The 19,619-nt window shown below is 62.5% G+C and carries 17 protein-coding genes, 1 pseudogene and 1 riboswitch; of the genes and pseudogenes, 5 read left to right on the top strand and 13 right to left on the bottom strand.

Translation table 11 applies throughout. The annotated features are described in order from the left end of the window. Nucleotides 1-5: 5 nt before the first annotated feature. The 3 genes from AC1RQK_RS14530 to AC1RQK_RS14520 are packed head-to-tail and all read right to left on the bottom strand — an operon-like array spanning nt 6 to nt 2,818. Entirely contained in the window at nt 6-890 is an 885-nt protein-coding gene (locus tag AC1RQK_RS14530; protein ID WP_400095694.1) for an ABC transporter ATP-binding protein, read from the bottom strand. A gap of 4 nt (nt 891-894) precedes the next feature. Beyond that, nucleotides 895-1,797 carry an ABC transporter permease gene (locus AC1RQK_RS14525; protein WP_492809483.1) on the bottom strand — a complete coding sequence of 301 codons (903 nt, stop codon included), beginning with the start codon at nt 1,795-1,797 and terminating at the stop codon, nt 895-897. 7 nt (nt 1,798-1,804) lie between these two features. Then, nucleotides 1,805-2,818: an ABC transporter substrate-binding protein gene (locus AC1RQK_RS14520; protein WP_492809482.1), complete on the bottom strand. Its 1,014-nt coding sequence runs from the start codon at nt 2,816-2,818 to the stop codon at nt 1,805-1,807. Nucleotides 2,819-2,876: 58 nt separating this feature from the next. Continuing rightward, nucleotides 2,877-2,994, bottom strand: a riboswitch (guanidine-I (ykkC/yxkD leader). A 302-nt stretch (nt 2,995-3,296) separates the two neighbouring features. On the opposite strand from AC1RQK_RS14520, the gene AC1RQK_RS14515 reads away from it, so the two are divergent. The 5 genes from AC1RQK_RS14515 (at nt 3,297) to AC1RQK_RS14495 (ending at nt 8,144) form a co-directional block, all read left to right on the top strand. Next, entirely contained in the window at nt 3,297-3,596 is a 300-nt protein-coding gene (locus AC1RQK_RS14515) for a hypothetical protein (protein ID WP_492809481.1), read from the top strand. 135 nt (nt 3,597-3,731) lie between these two features. Then, a complete protein-coding gene (locus tag AC1RQK_RS14510; RefSeq protein WP_492809480.1) occupies nt 3,732-4,772 on the top strand; it encodes a PDDEXK nuclease domain-containing protein in 1,041 nt (346 codons plus the stop codon). 1,032 nt (nt 4,773-5,804) lie between these two features. Beyond that, nucleotides 5,805-6,095 carry a hypothetical protein gene (locus AC1RQK_RS14505; RefSeq protein ID WP_150984839.1) on the top strand — a complete coding sequence of 97 codons (291 nt, stop codon included), beginning with the start codon at nt 5,805-5,807 and terminating at the stop codon, nt 6,093-6,095. Nucleotide 6,096: 1 nt separating this feature from the next. Further along, nucleotides 6,097-6,708 carry a DUF6036 family nucleotidyltransferase gene (locus AC1RQK_RS14500; RefSeq protein WP_492809479.1) on the top strand — a complete coding sequence of 204 codons (612 nt, stop codon included), beginning with the start codon at nt 6,097-6,099 and terminating at the stop codon, nt 6,706-6,708. 593 nt (nt 6,709-7,301) lie between these two features. After that, the gene (locus tag AC1RQK_RS14495; protein ID WP_492809478.1) at nt 7,302-8,144 is read left to right on the top strand and encodes a DUF6884 domain-containing protein; all 843 of its coding nucleotides are present in this window, start codon (nt 7,302-7,304) and stop codon (nt 8,142-8,144) included. A 165-nt stretch (nt 8,145-8,309) separates the two neighbouring features. Here AC1RQK_RS14495 and AC1RQK_RS14490 read toward each other — a convergent pair whose 3' ends face one another. The 10 genes and pseudogenes from AC1RQK_RS14490 to AC1RQK_RS14445 form a co-directional block, all read right to left on the bottom strand. Next, nucleotides 8,310-9,344, bottom strand: a complete 1,035-nt coding sequence (locus AC1RQK_RS14490) for a porin (protein ID WP_492809477.1) — start codon at nt 9,342-9,344, stop codon at nt 8,310-8,312. Between the two features lie 156 nt (nt 9,345-9,500). Next, nucleotides 9,501-10,478: a Bug family tripartite tricarboxylate transporter substrate binding protein gene (locus tag AC1RQK_RS14485; RefSeq protein WP_492809476.1), complete on the bottom strand. Its 978-nt coding sequence runs from the start codon at nt 10,476-10,478 to the stop codon at nt 9,501-9,503. Nucleotides 10,479-10,489: 11 nt separating this feature from the next. Then, nucleotides 10,490-11,479, bottom strand: coding sequence for a Bug family tripartite tricarboxylate transporter substrate binding protein (locus AC1RQK_RS14480; RefSeq protein WP_492809475.1), 990 nt, complete (start codon nt 11,477-11,479; stop codon nt 10,490-10,492). A 32-nt stretch (nt 11,480-11,511) separates the two neighbouring features. Next, entirely contained in the window at nt 11,512-12,777 is a 1,266-nt protein-coding gene (locus tag AC1RQK_RS14475; protein WP_492809474.1) for a tripartite tricarboxylate transporter substrate-binding protein, read from the bottom strand. Beyond that, complete coding sequence (locus AC1RQK_RS14470) at nt 12,774-13,793, bottom strand: D-2-hydroxyacid dehydrogenase (RefSeq protein WP_492809473.1); 1,020 nt, start codon at nt 13,791-13,793, stop codon at nt 12,774-12,776. The genes AC1RQK_RS14475 and AC1RQK_RS14470 overlap by 4 nt, the downstream gene beginning before the upstream one ends. 107 nt (nt 13,794-13,900) lie before the next feature. Continuing rightward, nucleotides 13,901-14,701, bottom strand: coding sequence for an N-acyl homoserine lactonase family protein (locus AC1RQK_RS14465; protein ID WP_492809472.1), 801 nt, complete (start codon nt 14,699-14,701; stop codon nt 13,901-13,903). Then, nucleotides 14,698-16,029: an LLM class flavin-dependent oxidoreductase gene (locus tag AC1RQK_RS14460; RefSeq protein WP_492809471.1), complete on the bottom strand. Its 1,332-nt coding sequence runs from the start codon at nt 16,027-16,029 to the stop codon at nt 14,698-14,700. Before AC1RQK_RS14460 ends, AC1RQK_RS14465 begins: the two co-directional genes overlap by 4 nt. A gap of 8 nt (nt 16,030-16,037) precedes the next feature. Beyond that, nucleotides 16,038-16,883 carry a class II aldolase/adducin family protein gene (locus tag AC1RQK_RS14455; RefSeq protein WP_492809470.1) on the bottom strand — a complete coding sequence of 282 codons (846 nt, stop codon included), beginning with the start codon at nt 16,881-16,883 and terminating at the stop codon, nt 16,038-16,040. Further along, complete coding sequence (locus AC1RQK_RS14450; protein WP_492809469.1) at nt 16,880-17,704, bottom strand: ABC transporter substrate-binding protein; 825 nt, start codon at nt 17,702-17,704, stop codon at nt 16,880-16,882. The genes AC1RQK_RS14455 and AC1RQK_RS14450 overlap by 4 nt, the downstream gene beginning before the upstream one ends. A 563-nt stretch (nt 17,705-18,267) precedes the next feature. Next, nucleotides 18,268-19,288, bottom strand: a pseudogene (locus AC1RQK_RS14445) (IS110 family RNA-guided transposase). Nucleotides 19,289-19,619: the final 331 nt, after the last annotated feature.

Raw genomic sequence — 19,619 nt, 5'->3', positions numbered from 1 at the left:
GCAACTCAGGCCTGCGGCTCGGGCGCAAGGTCGGTGGATGCGGCATGCGAAAGCTGCTCGAGCAATTCGAAATCGGTCTGCATGCCGGAGGTGGCGCGGATGCGCGCCAGCACCTCGCGCTTGAGGTTCAGGAACGCGGGCGAGAGCTTCATCTCCTGCGTGCGCGCGGCCGGCAGCGGCACCTCGTAGATCGTGTCGATGCGTCCCGGGCGCGGGGCCATCAGCACCACGCGCTGCCCGAGGTAGATCGCCTCTTCCACATCGTGCGTGACGAACACGATGGTGCTTTGCTCCAGCCGGTGCACATGCAGGATCAGGTCGTGCATGACCTCGCGGGTCTGCGCATCCAGCGCGCCGAAGGGCTCGTCCATCAGCAGCACCGGCGGGCGGCTCATCAGCGCGCGCGCAATGGCCACGCGCTGCTGCATGCCGCCCGAGAGCTGGCCCGGATAGGCATCCTTGACGTGGCACAGCCCCATCAGGCGCAACAAGGCATCGGCCCGCCCGGAGGCGGCTTCCACGTCGGCGCTGGTCCGGCTGCTGGTATTGACCTTGAGCTCGCGGCAGAAGCGGATGTTCTCGATCACCGTGAGCCACGGGTAGAGACTGTAGTGCTGGAACACCATTGCGCGCTGCGGGCCCGGGCCTTCGATCGGCTTGCCGTCGCACAGCAGGTCGCCCGCGCTGTGCGGCTCCAGGCCGGCGAGCGAGCGCAGCAGCGTGGACTTGCCGCAGCCGGATGCGCCCACCAGCGTGACGAACTCGTTGTTGCCGATATCCAGGTGGATGTCCTGCAATGCCGCCGGTGGCGCGCTGTCGGGCGTCTTGTCGCGGCCGAAGAATTTCCATACGCCGCGCACGCGCAGCTTGGGGGATAGCGTCAGGGACATGGCTTTAGCGCCTCGCGTGCAGGTAGGGAAACGCGCGCCGGTGCGTCCAGCGCAGCAACTGGTCGATCGCCAGGCCGATCACGCCGATCAGCAGGATGCCGGCGAAGATCTTGTCGGTCTGCAGGAAGCGCTGCGCCTTCAGGATCGAGAAGCCCAGGCCCGAGCTGGCCGCGACCAGTTCGGCCACCACCAGGTAGGTCCAGGCCCAGCCCATGGTGATGCGCAGCGTATCCAGCAAAGCCGGCTTGGCGGCAGGGACGATGATCAGCCGGATCACTTCGCTGCGGCTCGCGCCCATGGTCTGGGCCGCTTCGATCTGCGCCATCGGCACGCGGCGCACGTCCTCGGCCACCATCAGCACCATCTGGAAGAATGTGCCGATGAAGATGATGGCGATCTTGGCGCCCTCATCAATGCCAACCCACACCATGACCAGCGGGATGAATGCCACCGCCGGCATATAACGCACGAAATCGGTCAGCGGTTCCAGCAAGGCCTGCACGCTGCGGAACGTGCCGATCGCCAGGCCCAGCGGCAGGGCGATCACCGCTGACAAGGCCCAGCCCGTGATCACGCGCAACGTGCTGATGCCGATGTCGCCGGCGAGACCCTCGTCGGCATACCAGCCGTGCAGCCGCTGCAGCACCTGCACCGGGCTGGGCATGAAGACAGGCTCGACCCAGCCGCTGGCGGCCAGCCAGGCCCAAGCCACCAGTGGCAGCAGCAGGCCAAGGCTGACCAGCGCCGCCGTGCGGTGCGCGGGAATGGCGCTGCGTATGCTCCACCAGGGCTGGCGCTTTGCGTGGCATGCCGGCAGTGCGGGCGTGGCGTTGGTCGTGTCTGGCGACGGCGGCTGTACGTGCGCAATGCGCGCGGTAGCGGGCAGGAGTCCGGTGTTCTCGCTCATGGCCGCCTCACTTCAGGGCTTCGGCCAGCAGGCTGGCGTCGACGCCGCGCGCCGGGTCCGGCTTGCCGTCGATCAGCTTGTTCTCCAGCAGGAATGCCGCAATGGTCGGCGTGACGGCCTGCAGCGAAGTGGCCTGCGCAGGGTCTAGCGCGCCGTGGTTGGCGGCAACATCAAAGAACTTCGTGCCGGGTAAGAACACGCTGTACTCATCGGGCTTCATGCTGACCACCTTGGCCATGATCCTGGCCGCCTCGGCGGGCTGCTCGCGGATAAACTTCTCGGTGTCGAACCAGGCGCGGATCATGCCGACCAGGTCGCGGCGCTTGGCGCGGATCGCCTTGTCCTGCGCCACCAGCAGGTCGGGGATCAGGCCCGGCATGTCCTTGGAGGTAAATAGCGCGCGGCCCTTGCCGCTGCGGGTGATCTGGTCGATCCACGGGTTCCAGACCACGGCCGCGTCGACGCGGCCGGTCATGAAGGCCGCGGCGGCATCGCCGGCCGAGAGGTTGGTGATCTTGACCTCGGAGGGCTTGAGGCCATTCCTGGCCAGCGCCGTGACCAGCACGAAGTGCGAGATGCTGTACTGCTCCAGCGCAACCGTCTTGCCCTTGAGATCGGCGAAGGACTTGATCTTGCCGCTGACCACCAGCGCGTCGTTGCCGGAGGAGTTGTCGTTGACCAGCACGGCCTTGAGTGGCAGGCCCTTGGCCAGCGGGCCGAGGGTGTCGGACCAGGTCTGGGAGTTGGCGTCGAGCTGCCCCGAGGAGAGCGCGGCGATGGAGTCGGTGTAGTTGGCGAACCAGACCAGCCTCACGTCCGCGCCATGCTTCTTGAAGAAGCCCTTCTGCTCGGCGACGTACCAGGCAACCCAGCCCGGCCAGTCGGAGACGCCGACCTTGATTTCGGCCATGGCGGGTCGCGCTCCGGCCAGGCCAATGGCAAGCAGCGCAGCGCCCAGCAGGCCGGCGCAAGTACGCCGGAACGGGCGTCGCGTAAGACGTGAAAGAGGAAATGCAGGCATGGGTTCGGCTCCGATCGGCGGTGACAAATGGCAGGGAAGCCACCTCTCAACGAAGTGAACCTCCCGGGCTTTTGTCCCGCCGTGGAGCCTGGGCGCGAACTAGCGCGCCTGAGGCCGGTTGCTCTCGGACCAGACATCGTGCGCACGGCACGACCGGAACCCTAGCTACCCTTCGGTGAGCGACGCTTGGTCGCTTCCCTGTGGGTTACTCAGCAAACGGCATGCCAGGCGCATGGAAAGCGCGCTGGCCGGCAAATGTGGCGCTGAATGCCTAATGTCAGGTGCGAATTTTGGATCTGCCTGGCTGAATGCCATCGCTTGGTGCGCGGGTGGTGCCCGCGCGCACCGTCAGGGTGCGCGTGATGTAGCGCTTCCGGTGCGCGGGCCCGATCCGGTCACGCCGCCAGCTTGCTCAGGCACGCCGCTATGTCGAGAATTATGCGCTGGGCCGCCGTCGTATGAGGCGCTGAGGAAATGGATGCGCATCCAGACGAAGGGGAAGACGACTTGGACGTTCCGGCCAGCAATCTGGTCCGGCGCCGGGGGCCAAATCCTGGCAGAAATGATGCCGGGGGCATTCCGCCAGCAGTTCAGCGTCGGCGAGTTGCGGCCGGACAGTGCCGAGGCAGCCACGCGCGCCTGGCTGGCCGAAGCCTCGAGCCAGATCGATTCGCACGAATGCGCCAAATTGAGAAGGGCAGACTATGAAGACGCACCTCCTGTGGATCGCCTGCAGGCCTCGCGTAGTTGGCGACCTACCGGCGCGTCCACCTTGTAGGCTGCGGCGGCCGCTCGGAGCCGCCCAGCGTGGTCCCCAAGTCCTCTCATTTGAATGGCGCCGCGTGGGGTGTGGCAAGGCGAATCCGTTGCGTGCTCTATACTGCTCGCACTGTATCTTCTCTGCCTCCCTGCCATGGTTTCCTTGCCGCTGCCTCCCGACTATGCTGATTGGCTTGCATCACTCAAATCCCGCATCGGGCGCGCGCAGCAACGCGCGGCGACTGCCGTCAACCAGACCTTGGTCACGCTGTACTGGGATATCGGCAAGGAGATCCTTGAGCGGCAGGCTAAGCAGGGGTGGGGCGCCAAGGTGATCGAGCGCTTAGCGCAGGATCTGCGGCAGGAGTTTCCCGACATGAGCGGGCTCTCGCGCTCCAACCTGATGGCGATGCGCGCATTCGCCGAAGCATGGCCCGATGCAGCAATTGTCCAACAGCTTGTTGGACAATTGCCCTGGGGGCACAACCAAGCGCTGCTGCAGAAGCTCAAATCGGTCGAGCAGCGCCAATGGTACGCACAGCAAGCGGCCGCGCACGGCTGGTCCCGCGCCGTACTGGTGGCGCAAATCGAAACTCGCCTTGTCGATCGGGCGGCACAGGCGCCAAACAACTTCGCCGCCCAGTTGCCGTCGCCGCAGTCGGACTTGGCGCGGGCCACACTCAAGGACCCCTACGTCTTCGACTTCCTCAGCTTGCGCGCCGATGCGACAGAGCGAGACCTCGAAACAGCGCTAGTCGACCACATTACCCGTTTCCTGCTCGAACTTGGGGCCGGTTTTGCCTATGTTGGCCGCCAGGTCCATCTCGAGGTGGGGGGCGAGGACTTCTATCTCGATCTGCTCTTCTACCACCTAAAGCTGCGCTGTTACATCGTAATCGAACTGAAGACAGGCGCCTTCAGGCCGGAGTATGCGGGACAGATCAGCTTCTACCTGTCGGCCGTCGATGCCGAGATGAAGTCAGCGGCCGACAATCCTACTATCGGGCTGCTGCTATGCCAGGAGCACAACCGGCTGGTTGTCGAATACGCACTGCGCGGCATGGGAAATCCGATTGGCGTGGCCCAGTATCAGCTGGTGGCGGAGTTGCCGGCCGAACTGCAGGAGAGTCTGCCGAGCGTGGAGGCGTTGACTCAAGAATTGGTGGCCGAAGCCCGGGGTAATGAGGGGGATTAAGCCTGAGATAGGCACCGCCGCGCTCGAGATCACCGCGGCCTCCCGCGCTGGCGTCTCCAATGCGGCTCACTAAGGCGCAGGGCCGGCAGGCAGCGAACCATAGACGGTGCGCACCATGCTGGCTGCGGCGCAAGCGGTGCGGATGATTTTCGCCTCGAACTGAATGGCGTGCCGCTAGCCTGCGCTGTTTCCCAGCGTCCGCGCTACGACCGGAGCGCCCCTTGCGCTTGCCCGACGCATACAAGCATCGCAGCCGATGCCGTACCGTCCAGTGGCAGGCCGCCAACCGAGATCGCCGCCGGTGAACTGGCCGCCCTGCGGGACGAGACGCGGCTGCAGGTGAGCGATGCGCTCGAGCGGAAGTTACTGCAACTGCATGTACCCAATTCTCAGCGGAGCCGGAACGCATGCGCGAGCAGGTCGCTTTGGCGCAGGAGCGGGCCAGCGCCACCGAGCGCCGCGCTGCGCGAATTCGACCAGGAGCGCACGCTGCGGCAGAAGGGCGAGCAGGCGCTCGCGGACCTGCGCGCGGAGCTGGCAGCGGTGCAGGCGAGGGAGCAGGACGCCGCCGGCACCCACGTCAGTCAGAGTGCTCGCCAGGCCGGGATTTTTTCCCAGGGCGCGCCGATCAGCCCGGCTAGGTTGCGATCGCGCTCGCGCGCGCTGCTTGCGTCATGCGCGAGGCCCTGGATGGTGGTCAGCGCCTCGGCGCCGCAGACGGGATCAGCAGTTGGCCGACGCGCAGCAACACAGCTGGTTGGCGTCGGGATCGCCGCGGCGCAGGCGCTCGGCCTGGCCCACAGTCAGTCGATGCCCTCAGCGCGCGATCGGGTGCCTCCGCTAGACCCCAATTCGTTCACATGTTTATTATTTAACATAATAAACGTTATGTGCTTTTATGGTCACAAAACACGTGTGCTGCCGAGGAACACTCCCAGGTGTAGCCAGTCAAGATTGCCTTAGGGCACCGGGAACGGTACAGTTGGACTACCGGCTAGCAATGGCCAGCAACAGTAAGTTGGGAGCGAAAGCATGACATCGAGGGATGACGAGCGCAACGTTTTGGCCCGGTGCGCGGCCGCGTCGCGCGGTGACATCACGGTAGCTTTCGATCAGCGAGAAGCCAACGTTTTTCGTCTTGCCGCGATGGTGCTGCAGTCGCGTTTGCCAGTGGAATCCGTTCGCTTGATGCATGCAAGCGAGCAATACTTCCGTCTGTATCCGACCGATAAGGTGTCCAGCGCTGACGTGGTTCGGAAAGGCTGGGTATCGGGCTTGCCTCGGCTGCGCGATATGCTGACTATGCAGTTGCGGCCTCACTGAAATGGCCGACAACGTCTCCTTCCACACGCGCACGGCACTTGCCGAGGGGCTTCGCGAGTTGTTCAAGCAGCTTGAACAGCGCCTTTCCCTTCGGCAACCCCTGACGGTCTATCTGGCTGGTGGGATGGCGGTGCACCTCTATACGGCAAGCCGAGTCACAACGGACGTTGACGCTGAGTTCGCTGGGCGGGTGCTGTTGCCTCAGGACGTGCTTGTGGACGTGGTCTTGGAAGATGGGACGCCTCAGGTCATCTACCTGGACACAAACTACAATCCGACGTTTGCGCTAATGCACGAGGACTACCAGGAAGACTCTATACCGGTGGACCTGGGCCTGGATCAGATTCAGGTGCGCGTGCTTTCCCCCGTGGATCTCGCTGTCAGCAAAATCGCGCGACTCGCTGATAACGATCGCGAAGACATTCGCGCACTCGTTGCAGCTGGACTGACGTCGGCAGGTGAGATAGAGGAACGTGCAACAAGCGCCCTTGGCGGTTACGTAGGCGGAATCGAGATGCTACGCCTCAACCTTCGCGACACACTTGAGATAGCGCGCGAAGAGGAGCGCATCGCCGCTTTGGTGGCGGGTACGAGGGAACGTCCTACGTTCTGACCGTTGCAGAGGCAGCGCAACGCCCCCGGCGCCCCACCTCTCCAGGCCTGCTGCCGCCCTACCACGCCACGGCTGCCCTTCCCTGCCACTGCTCGCCACGTCGCCATCGTCGAATGGTCGAGTCTCCCTGGCCAGCCGGGTCCCCAATCTTCAGCAAACCTGCCTAGCCCGCGTTGGCTCTCAGCGTCCTCGCCTACGGCGACGAGCCGGTGGGTGATCCCGGCGCCGTCGTGCAGGATTTGAACTCGACCGAGTTCGAGCGCTTTTTTAGTTCCGCCGGAACGGTCCTGGTGATTCACTACGATACGGTTCAACTGGGAATGGACCATGTGTGCCACGCCACCGTCGGCATCAGCGCGGCACCCGAGGCCGGAGCCACCGCACGGCTTCCCGCTTGGCGCTTCAACGCGACCCGCTTGATCAGGGGCCATGGAAGTCTTGACCTGGCTGGCTACGCGCAGCGAGCCCTCGCTCGTAGGCGCACGCACCGCCAAGCGCGCCGGCCGGGACATCTGACGGGCTTCGACGGACCGACCTTGACTTCATCCCCGCCCGGGTAGATTGGATGCACGTTCATCACCCAGGTGCTTCCGATGTGGGCCGACTCCCCCCAACTCAACCTCTTTGACGAGCTCGCTCGCGGATCCCTCGCACGATCAATGGCTCGCCCGTTGGTGTTGATGGCCTGCTCTGCCACGAAGCTTGACCGCCCTGCCCCCGCCATGGACCTGTATCGCGGCGTCATGTACGAAACATTTCGCGCCCACGTACGAGCCGATGCGCAGCCCCAGGTCATCATCCTCTCCGCGCGACATGGCTTTATCCAGCCTGACGCCGAGATTGCCCATTACGATCTCCGTATGACCGCCGATCGCGCGCAGATCATGCTCTCGGGCCTGCCAACGGCGATGGCCGGTGCGGTGTGGCCCGACCAGGTCGGCCCGGTCTTTCTCGCCGGCGGCATGCACTACCGTCGGGTGATGCGCGCAGCCGTGGAGCGGTGGGCGCATAGGGTTGGTGCCGGCAGCGCGCCGACGATCATGGAAACCAGCGGCGGCATCGGGATGCAGCGCTCCCAGCTCGGCCAGTACTTGGACGGCCTAACCAATGAACTCTCCGAAGAGATGGGGCGTTTTCCCAACGGGGTGCCCTACTTCCGTCGCGCTGGGCCGTTCACGGTGGGTGAGCGCATCGTTCACGTCTACCGCCACCTGCCTGGCATTGCACCCCGTTGGGCAACCATCCGGAGCATTTTCCAAGGACCCAGTGGCCTGACCGCCGAAGCCGACGTCGAGGAGGGAAGTGTATTGACTGCACGATGGGAAAGTCAGACTGTAGGTTTGGCACCGGCTTCTCAGAGAGGCATTCAGAGCATGCAGAACCTCGCCACCGCGTGGCTGACAGACAGCGCTGGTTGCAATCCAAAGTGGCACTGACAACCACGCCGATCTTGACCGGGTCGACGCTTCGCTGCCATGGACAGTAAAAGCAGTGGTGTGACGTGCCTATCTGTACTATCTGAGATAGTGCGGAGAGTGCATTGATCTTCGCCAAGGCGAACCCCCTGATATATCTCGCCCCTGCACACTTGGTCGATGGCATCAAAAGCTGAATCGAAGGCCGAGGTCAAGTCCCGTGGATCTGACCCTGGAGCCGGCTGTGGGCACATGGCCGTTGTCGGAAATGAGAAACTGTCCCCTGCCGCGATTCTTCAGGTGTGCCAACGTTATGTAGACCGCGGTACGCTTGGAAAGCTCATGCACGTACCCGATCGCGAATTTGCGAGCGTCTCGACCAGCGTCTGGCCCTTTGCTGTCGGTGCTCTCATAGGACACGCGCAGTTTTCCTGCGCCAATGCGATGGGTGACGCCTAGCAGAAGATGATCATTGCGGCTTGCGACGTACTTTGCCCGTTGGTAGCTTGCGCTCAGCACGGTCGCACCCGCGGCGTAGCTAGCGCCGAAAATGGATACCGAGAAGTCGTCTCCAGCGACCGGACTTCGGCTGAAGGCACCCGAGATATCCAGGGATGCTGATCGCCAGCCGAGCCGAGCGCCCGTGTACTTTGCACCGTCCACGCCCTCGCTCGGCGCGAACGCAAGATGCCCGTAGATGCCATTGAGACCTTGGGGAAGCACATAGTGAACGGCGTTGTCGGCGCGTACACGTGTCCGACTACCATACGCCATCCAAGCTGGGTACAGCGCCATGCCGTTGCCCACACCGACCAGCGAGAATGGATCCGTCTCCACCAGGATGGCCCACGTGGGCACCACCGCCCGGCCCAGGCGCAACTCTCCGAAGTCGCCGTACAAGCTCACGGTCGAACGACGGTGCCAGAATCGGTTCACGCCTCCTTCAGTCACGCCGCCAACGCCCGTGTCCAAGGCCAGCTGACTTTCCAGCCAGAAGCCCGCCTTCAAGCCCCCCCCAAGATCCTCGATTCCGCGAAACCCAATCCGACTGGTTGCATCATTGCCACTGGACAGCTGCGTCTGGCTGGTGCTTGCGTTCCTGACATAGCGCAGACCCGCATCGGCCACGCCGAAGATCGTGACACTCGATTGGGCGACCGCCTGCCGCACTCCTGCGAGGGCGAGCGACAGGAAGAATAAGATGGCAATGTGGTTCCGCATGGTTTTTCTCATCGTTGATGACGTGCTTGCTCGGCGAACACGGGGGCATGGCTGCGCCTGCCCGCGCTCCGCGCAGGCATGGAATCAGTCGGATGGTTGGGAAGGTTGGAAGTGAAGCCCCGCCATCTCACGGCGGCTGGCGACTACCGCCGCAGCTCAGGGGTTCGCCCCAGTCTTGGTTCTGACCGCTGCACGCCATCGCTCGCGCTCTTCGCGCAGCAGGCTGGCGAATTCGTCGATGGCTTCAGGCGCGAACGCCTCCGCACCCAGCTTCTCGTATGCGGAGCGCAATTTCTGCCCTTGCAGCGCGGCCTTGGACGCATCAGCGATGCGTTGGATCCTTTCGCTCGCAAGCTCGGCCGGCCCAAACAGTCCGAACCACGTCGAGACCTCTTGATTGGTGAAGCCTTGTTCTCGCGCCGTCGGCACATTGGGCAGAAGAGCCGACCGCCCCTTGGACGTGATGGCCAGTGGGATCAAATCACCGCGCAACACGTGCGGCAAAGCCGTCGTGATGGACACGAGGCTGAAGTCGATCTCGCCGCCAAGCACCGCAATGATCTGGGGACCGCCGCCACGATATGGCACATGCAGAGCCTCGCGCCCAGCGCTTCTCGCGAACTGCTCGATGAGCAGGTGTGGAGGGGTGCCAACGCCCGGTGTGCCATAAGGAACGGGCACATTCGCGGATCGGATGCGCTGAGCGAGACCCTGCAAGTTGCGGCAGGCGCATTTCGGATGTGCGACCCAAACGTATGGTACCGAAATGATGGGCGCAACCGCCTTGAGGTTCGTGTCCGGGTTGTTGTAGGGCGTCGGTTGGAGAAGAAAGTTGGTGAACAGCCATCCGCCACCCAGCAAAAGGGTGTGGCCGTCCGGCGCAGCCTTGGCGACCGTTTGTACGCCCAGGTTGCCGCCGGCACCGCTGGTGGCAGTCACGACAACCGGCTGGCCGAGTTGCTCGCCCAGGGCATCGCTGAGGGTATGCGCGACAGTGTCCGAAATACCTCCGTTGAACGCGGTGACGAGCCGGATGGGCCGGTTGGGGAATGCCCCTTCATTTTCCGCCTGAGACACAGAGACCGTTGACAGGTAGAAAGGCAGGGCGACGAACGCCAAGAATAGTTTCTTCATGAGAGGCCGGTTCAGTTGTTCGCTAGGCCAAGTTCGGTGACCACCTTGCGCCAACGCTGCGCGTCCGACTTGACTAGGCGCTGCAGTCCTTCGGGAGAGCGCTCCTTGAGGGGTGTCGCCCCCCGGCTTTCGATCAGCGCCCGACCTTCAGGGCTGTCGAATGCTTTGAGCACTTCTACGTTGAGCTTGCGAACGATCTCTGGCGGCAGGCCCGCAGGGCCAAAAACGGCGAACCAGGTCGTGGTTTCCCAGCCTGGAAATCCCGCTTCGGCGATCGTCGGAATCTGGGGTGCCGCGCTGACCCGCTGCTCGGACGTCACCGCCAGTGCCGTGAGCTTGCCGGCCGCGAGCTGCGGCAGCGCGCTTGTCAGCGACATCACACCAAAATCGACCTCTCCGCTGAGAACCGCATTCAATTGAGCACCGCCGCCCTTGTAGGCGACATGCAGCAACTCAATCCTGGACTCTTTGGCCAGGTCCGCCACATACAGGTGCACAGCGGTGCCCACACCCGGACTTCCGTATGACAGCCCGTTGGCCTTTTTGCTTGCTGCGGCCATCAGCTCCTTCAAGGTCCTGAAACCCTTGGCGGGGTTGGCAATGACAACGTAAGGCACGCCAAGCACCGGTGCAATGGGGGTGAGATGGATGGTGGGATCGTTCCACTCGGTCGCTTTCAGCGCCCAGTTGGTCGCCAGCCATTGCCCGCCGATGATCAACGTGTACCCGTCGGCCTTGGCCATTGCGGCCGTGCGAAGCCCGATGTTGCCGCCCGCGCCCGGCAGGGAGGTCACGACAAGCGGTTGACCAAGGAAGGGAGCGGCGCGATCGGAGACGCTGTGCGCCACCAGCGTCGAGAGTCCTCCGCTGAACGCCTCGATCAGCTTGATGGGGCGCTGTGGATAGTCAGCCTGTGCATGCGTGGACGCACTCCCGACCGCTGCCAGGAGGGCGACCACCAGCGCGCGCGAAAACAAAGTCGCGGATCTAAAGATGGACATGGGATTGGAGAAAGTCTGAAGGCGGAATTGGCTCAGCGAAACGAAAGATTCCGCGCTTGTGCGAGGGCTGCGGGCAGACGCCTCTCCTCGTTCAGGAGGCGATGGAGCTGCGCGGCGCCGCCGGCGGGATGGGTGGCACCAAGCGCCTTCATGAATGAACGCGCCTGCGGTGATTTGAACGCAAATGAGGTCTCGAGTGCCAGGCGGTTCACGACCTTGCCCTCCACGTCGTCGACGCCGTACAGTGCAAGCCAGGTTTGAGCTTGCAGCCCCGGATGTCCGAGCTCAGCCATTGAAGGAATGTCGGGCGCGGAGGGCATCCGCTCTGGAGTGGAAAACGCCAAAGCGCGCAGCCTTCCCTGGCGCAACAGCGGCATCGCCGTGACCAGCGACATCACCGCACAATCAGCGGCCCCTTGCAGCAAGGCTTTCACTTGCTCCCCACCCCCGGCGCAGGTCATGGGACGGAAAGAGATGCCCGTGTCTGCCCTGACCTGATCGAGATACAGGTGAGCTCGGGTGCCAATGCTCGGCGTGGCGCAGATCGGAACCAGACCGTCGCGCTGTACCTGCCTGATCAAGCTGATCCAATTGACATGCGGAGATGAAAACGGCACAACGAACGCAAAAGGAGTAGCCAGGAGCGGAGCGATGGGCGTGAGCCTCGCCACGTCCATGTGGATCGCTTGCCCACAGCTTTGATGTGATGCAAGCCAAGCCCCGCCAAGAATCAAGGTCAGCCCATGCGACGGCGCCCTGCCTTGTCGAAGACCGTCGCTCCACGCCCCCATCGATGCCACCTCGATGCGCGCCTGAAGCCGTTGGCTGACGGTCTGCCTCACCAGCTTGGCGACACGCTCCGACATCCCCCCATTGAATCCGATCACCAGGTGGATGGTTCTATCGAATCCCGCGCTTCTGCTGCGAGCGATCTGTGCGTTGAGCGCCGAGCGGCCTCGAAGGTTCTCCTCGAGTGCTTGCGCGAGCGCCCCCATGCCCCGTTGCCGCCAGCCATCGATCAGCACGTTCTGGATGTCAGGCCACAGCCCCGAGGCGTCCCAGGTTCTGAAACGCTGCCAGCAGGACGTGCCCGAACCGAACTCCAATTGGGAGGGGAGCTGGTTCCAGGTGATGCCCCTGGTCAACACAAACACGATCCCGTTGACAATCTGCCTGTCTGGCGTGGGTCGACGGCCTGCATATCGGTGGTTACGAGGCGGCGGAGCGGGAAGGATGGCCTCGATGCGCGCCCAGAGCGCATCGTCGATCACAGTCAGTGCAGGCAGCGAGCCGCTCATGCCGCCTCCCTTGTCGTCAGACCCACCGGGATCACCTGATGCGCAGGCGGATGCCCTGCGACGAAGTCCAGCAGTTGCTGACGGATCAGCACGGCGCGCTCCCGGATTTCTTCCGCCCCGCCCACACCGGCGACATGGGGGGAGAGCAACACATTGCCGAGCTCCCAGAGCGGGCTCGTCGACGGCAGGGGCTCCTGATCGAACACATCCAGCGCCGCACCGGCGATACGGCCAGTTCGCAGGGCGTTGGTCAAGGCATCGGTGTCGATCACCTGACCTCGTGCGACGTTCACGACAAAGGCGGCAGGCTTGAGCAGCGCGATCCGTCGCGCATCCAGGAGGTGGTACGTGGTAGCCGACAGGGGCACCGCGAGGACCACGGCATCGGCGTGCTGCAGCGCCCGGTCCAAGTCCGAGACGCCGAGCACCCGATCCCCATCGGGATCGGAGCGGGCCTGCGTGGCCACGGCGGTGATGCGCATACCGAATGCCTTGGCACGCTGCGCCACTTCGCGCCCGATCGCACCGAAGCCGACCAGACAGAGCCGCTTTCCCGCCAGCGACGACATCGCGTCGACCACGCGAGCGCGGTCCCAGATGGCACCTACCCTCATGCGCTCCAGCAGCGGAAGCCCGCGCACAAGACCGAGCAGCAGCGCCATCGCATGCTCTGCGACCCGTGCTGCTGCCCTGCCGGGCGCGTGGCTCAAGATGACGTCATCTGGAATGCCATGCATTGCGAATGTCTCGAGTCCGGTGTTCGGGCAGAAGATCCACTCCAGGCGCTTGGCATCCCTTCGCAGAGCCTGTGCAGTCTTCGCGTCGTACTGGAGCGTGCTGGTCACCAGAATCCGGGCGTTCGGCAACTCTTCGGCGACTTCATCGATGTCGGCGAAGGGTACGAGTCGAAGTACCTCGTCACCGGCACACGCTCGAGCTAGTTCATTGATCCCGGTCAATATATTGACCAATACGACGCTGGAGTGATTCGGTATCATGAGCTTGGGGTATTTCATCTTGAATGCGGTCAGTCTACAAAACAGTTTCCCCAAGCGGAACTAAGAAAAATCACCCCGAGAGTATTGAAGCTGAATGACTGTTTCGAAATTAAAAGAATCTCTCTTCAAGAGAATCGATTCCCATCCAACCAGACGGCGAGCCCTGGATACTCTTGAGATGCATCGGGGTATCGCTGCATGACCAAGGGATCGTGGCCGGCGACGATTTCGCCCGTGCTGCCGGCAAGCTCTTGCAGTCGATCCCAGACCGCGACGTAGGCCAGGGTGTCAGTGAGGATGGGAAACGGATTGCGCTGGTCCAGATTCGCGTAGTAGTGCATGGCGTCCGAAGCCAGAACCACGATGCCGCCAGCCGCGCGCACCCGCACCACCAGCATGCCAGGCGTGTGGCCGCCGACATGGTGAGTCGTGATGCCGGGCACCACTTGCGTCTCCTCACCAGTGAAACTCACCTGGTCCCGGTAGAGAAGACGGATCGCATTGCAAACGTGTTCCACGTGGTATGGCCGACGCAGGGTGGCGTGGCGCATATGCGGACCACAGGTATGACCCAGGTCTTTTGGATGGATGTGGAATTGCGCATTCGGAAACTTGTCGAGATTGCCAGCATGGTCCCAATGCATGTGGGTCACGATGACGTGCTCGATGGCTTTCGGTGGAACGCCCAGGCGCTCTACGGCAACCACCGGATCGCACAGGAAGTCGTGCCCTCTGCCCCGGCACGCCATTTCATCCATGCCGCTGTCGATCAGGACGGCATGATCCTCATTGACCGCAAGCCAGACGAAGTAGTCCATGGGCATCGGACCATCATGAATGTCGGCATTCGAAAGAAAGTTCGAAATAGTTCTGCGTCTCTGATTCGTCGCATAGCGAACCGCAAAGAGGTTGAACGGCGAGCTCATGTCCCGACGCTCTCGGCCTGCCTCGGTGCCGAGTGACGGTTCTCGGGCACCGCGAGCCCAAGGTTGTGCCGAAGTCCTCCCTCGGCGTACTCCGTATGGAAGCGCCCTTTCTCTTGCAGCAAAGGCACCACGGTGTCGACGAAATCTTCAAGCCCTCCCGGGAAATACGGTGGCATGACGTTGAAACCATCAGCCGCTCCGTGTTCAAGCCACGCGATCATGTGATCGGCGATTTCCTCTGGTGTCCCGATCACAGGCAGGTGCCCGTTGGTGCCTGCCATGATGCGATAGAGGCCTCGCAGTGTTAGTTGATTCTTGTCTGCGAGGTGCTTGAGCAAGCTGACGCGGCTCGACAGATGGCTCTGGATCAGCGAGTCAGGAGCGGGATCATCCAGGGAGAGAGAAGAAATGTCCTGCCCGAAGCGCTCTGTCAGAGTGGCCCTTGCCCGTTCCGTATCAAGCTTTTCTTGCAGGCTGTCGTACAGATCGAATGCCTCCTCTCGCGTGCGGCCGATGAAAGGTACGATTCCCGGCATGACGAGAATCGAATCCCGCGGGCGCCCATATTTTCGACTGGCGAGATCCTTGATGCCGGCGTAAAAGGACTGCGCCCCTACCCGTTCGGGCTGGGCCGTAAAAACGATGTCCGCAACGCGTGCGGCCAGTGTCTGTCCCGGACCCGAAGACCCGGCTTGAATCAAGATCGGACGACCCTGCGGCGTGCGCGAGACGTTCAGCGGGCCGGCCACCGAGAAGAAGCCGCCCTTGTGGTTCAGGGAATGCAGCTTCTGCGGATCGAAGTAGCGCCCCGTCGCCTTGTCGCGCACGAAGGCATCCGACTCCCAGCTGTCCCACAGGCCACACACCACGTCGACGAATTCCTCGCCCCGCGCGTAGCGCTGTTTGGGGTCCGGAAGCGGCTCCGCACCGAAATTGAGGGCGGCTGCGGCACTCGACGAGGTGACGATGTTCCAACCGGCCCGTCCACGGCTGATGTGGTCGAGCGAGGCGAGCTGACGCGCCGTGACGTAGGGCTCGCTGTAGGTGGTGGACACCGTTGCCGCGAGACCGATGTTCATTGTCTGCATGGCCACTGCGCTGAGCAGCGTGAGTGGCTCCAGTCGCGCGGCGACAGACGGACTGGCATGCCGCGAGGTGCTCAGCCCGTCGGCGACGAAAGCGAGCTGGAACTTGCCACGCTCCGCAGTGCGGCAAAGACGAATCAGGTAATCGATGTCTTCCGTGTCAGAGCAGGCGCTCTCATGCCGCCATCCTGCCGTGTGGTATCCCGCCGCGTGAAGAAACAGGCCCAGAATGAGTTTGCGCATGCCCGAGTTCATTGCCGATAGGACGGATCGATACGGTCGAGCTGCCGGATGATGGCCTCCCAATGACGCTGCGTGCGAAATCCGCCGACGGACTTGGCAATGTGGTTGGCCACGCGCTCGGCGATTTCTGACGGAGGAACCAACAGTGCAGTGCCACCGGCTTGGGCGGCGATCTGTGCCGAGCACGCGCGCTCGAGGAAGTGCAACTCCTGGAACGCCTGCGGAATGGTCGCGCCACACGCGATCAGGCCGTGATTGCGCAGAATCAAGGCGCTGTGCCTACCCAGGTCTGCGACCAGCCGCTCCTGCTCGGCGAGGTCGAGGGCAAATCCCTCGTAGGCGTGGTAGCCTAGGCGCCCCTGGTAGCGCATGGCATGCTGCGAGATCATCAGCAGTCCATCGCGTTGCGATGAGACCCCCACACCCGCTGCAGTATGCGTGTGAAGCACACAATGCAGATCAGGGCGCGCGCGATGGATCGCGCTGTGGATGACGAAGCCGGCCGCGTTGACCCCGAGGCCCGTGTTGTCCTCAATGATGTTTCCATCCAGGTCAATCTTGACCAGGTTCGAGGCGGTGACCTCGTCGAAGGTCAATCCGTAGGCATTGACCAGATAGTGCTCGTGGCGACCTGGAACACGCGCCGAGAAGTGGGTGTAGATGTGGTCGGTCCAACGGAAATGGACCGCGGCGCGGTAACAAGCCGCCAGCGCGATCCGAGCTTCCCGCTCATCCTTCGGCGCGCCCAACGGAGACACCGTGCGGCCCGAGGATTCCGGTACGCCGCCTTGCTCCTGCACGGCGGCTGGAAGACCGCTCTCCGCTGTCAACTGGCTGTCTAGCGCTCCCATCATTGATAGGCTGCCGCGACTTGACCGTAGGACGACAGGCCCGTGGTCAGGCCCCAGCGCTTCATGCTTTCGTACGTATCCTCGAACCGATCCGCAGTGAACGGCGTTGTGTGGACATAGCGGATGTACTGATTGCCCAGCTCCTCGGGTGCCAGCGCGTCACCGACGCGCGCCGTGATGACGTGCTTGTACTCGGCGAAGTCGCTGTTGATCAGATCCACCGCCTTGTCGATGGCGGCGAAGTAAGCGCGCTGCTGCTCGACATTGAGGTCGGCCGAAACAACCTCGACACCGCGATAGAACGTTAGGCTCACGATGTGCGCGCCCTCCTTCAGAGCCAGGCTGATGAAGGGCTCCATGAGCGTGACGGCGCGGTATTTTCCGCTTTTCAGTGCCGCATACCGGTCTTGCGGTGCACCGGCGTGTTCGATCAGCGTCTGGTCGGCCGGAATTGCGCCTTCGAGCAGTTGCGAGGTGGCATAGTGCGATCCCGCGCGGTCGTTGACACCGATCTTCACACCGGCGAGGTCGCGCGGTTCCTGGATCGCCGCGTCGAAGGTGATGATAGCTTGAGCAGCCACCGCTGCGCGCAAGCCCACCACCCGGGCCGCCCGCTGGCCTCTCTCGGAACGGTCAACGCCTGCCCATTCGCAGATGTTGTAGGTATCGGCCTCACATTTCTCGAACTGGTTTTCCTTCAGACGCTCGAACACGTCCTGCTCCGATGGGGACGTGTTGCCGTCTCCATCGGCGAATTCGACATCCAGGCCGGCCTGGTTGAAGAATCCCTCGTCTCTTGCCACATACAGCGGCAGGTAAAACATGGAACTTCCGGATGCAATCCGGATTTTTGGGCGTTGCCTAGACATTGCGTAACCTCAGGTGGATAAAGGATGACCGTAGTATCTAGCCAGGAACAATCTATCGGAAGTATTAGTTTCTCATATTAAATTACCGATTATTCATATTCATTTTGAAATTAGAATCCGTGGATGCCGTGGATGGATCGCGCGTAGCCTTAGAACCCACTTTCGATCGGCAATTGAAGCGTCCGACGGTGGAGGGGCACTGTTCGCAGTGCCCACCTGTAGAGCAGCGGTTCCTCTAAGAACGTCTTACGTGGACGCCTCCCGGATTGCAAGCTGTTTGGCATGTTGGTCGACGGGTAAAGGCAGCACGCTTATGTCCGGCACGTTGATGCAGGCCATCTGGCCTGCTGGCCCATATGGAATTCGCCGACGAGGGTCCCATCTAACAATCGAACGCTAAGGTTCAGCGCTCTTACCAGACTTTTCTCGTCCCGGTCCAACCTGTTAGCCATCATGTATTAGTGGCTTGCGTTCCTTGGTGAAGGGGTGAATGGATCGACGTTGGCCGGGCGGCAAGGCTAGGTAGCTTTGATCTCGCCTTGGTATCTTGTGCCTCGCGATAGCACTGCCCAGATAGTGCGAGCGAGCTTGTTTGCCATCGCGGCAACGACAACGTTAAAGGGGCGTCGCTGGAGCATCCCGTCTAGCCACTTGGTTCGTGTACCGCGAGTGATCACAGACCGCGCACCATGCATCAATAGAGTCCGCAAGGAGGTATCGCCGCGTTTGCTTAATCCGAACTGTCGAACATGACCGCCAGTCGCAGTTTGCCTCGGTACAAGGCCGAGCCACGCGGCGGACTCACGGCCGGAACGAAAGGTGGCCGCATCACAGATGGCGGCAACGGCTGCTGTGGCGGTGAGCAGACCAACGCCTGGGATTACCGCGATCCGTTGGCAGTCCAGATTGTCGTGAAGCGCGGCCTTGACCCGGCGTTCGAGCAATGCTATGTCTTTGTCAGTAGCCTGCACGCGGGCCCACTGCTCGCGCAGGCTATCGATTGGCATGGCAGGCACGCGATCCGCGAGCTTGGCAAGCGCCGTAGCAAACTTTGTTGAGAAAGCCTGATAGCCTTCCGGAAGTGTTTCTCCGAATTCATGGAGCAAACCACGCAGGGCGTTGGTCTGCATGATGCGGAGCTTCATCAGTTGTGTGCGCAAGCGGTGCAGCGCAAGAATGGTTTGTTGCGCTTCGCTCTTGATCGCTATAAACCGTGCCTCGGGTTGCTGGACTGCCGTCCAGATGGCGCGGGCGTCGGCGGCGTCCGTCTTGTTACGCAGCGCGAATGGACGCACTGAGCGTGCGTAGATGAGCCTGACCTGACGTGATGGCGTGTCCGAGGTGCTGCAGTTGTCGCGCCCAGTGGGGTGCTCCGCCACATGCCCCAATCGCCACCAGCGAGCGTTCCCTCCTCCCAAAAAACTCGAGAAACTGTCTTCGTCTGAGTTTGATGCGCTCGATTTCGCCCGTGTACGGGTTGACCGCATGCAGTTGGAAGACTTGCTTGGCAATATCCATGCCGATTACGGTAAGCTTCATTTCGGATCCTCCCGCAGGTGGTTGCACTCGGCAGCTCCACTTTGGCACAGCTTGGCCTACGCAGTGTACGATCTCCGGATCCCTATCCTTGCGCCAGAGATACCCTTTGCCGGGAGGAGGCGGCCATACCATCTAACAAAATGACTTCCTGAGGTGCCGCCAGCAGATGATGCCTAGTGTGTCGATTCGGCTGCCAATGCGTCACGCAAAAGCAGAGAGTAAACGCCAAGTGCCGCCTTGCGATTACCCACATTAAATTTAGTCAACTCCGCTGACGCCGTCGGCACTCGACCCCTGCGCGGCTTGTCCACAGGCTTGTCCCCTCGTGCGG

The organism is Cupriavidus sp. GW822-FHT02D05 (assembly GCF_058802485.1).
Note: the sequence above shows the minus strand (reverse complement) of the source record. Positions and strands in the feature narration are given on the sequence as shown.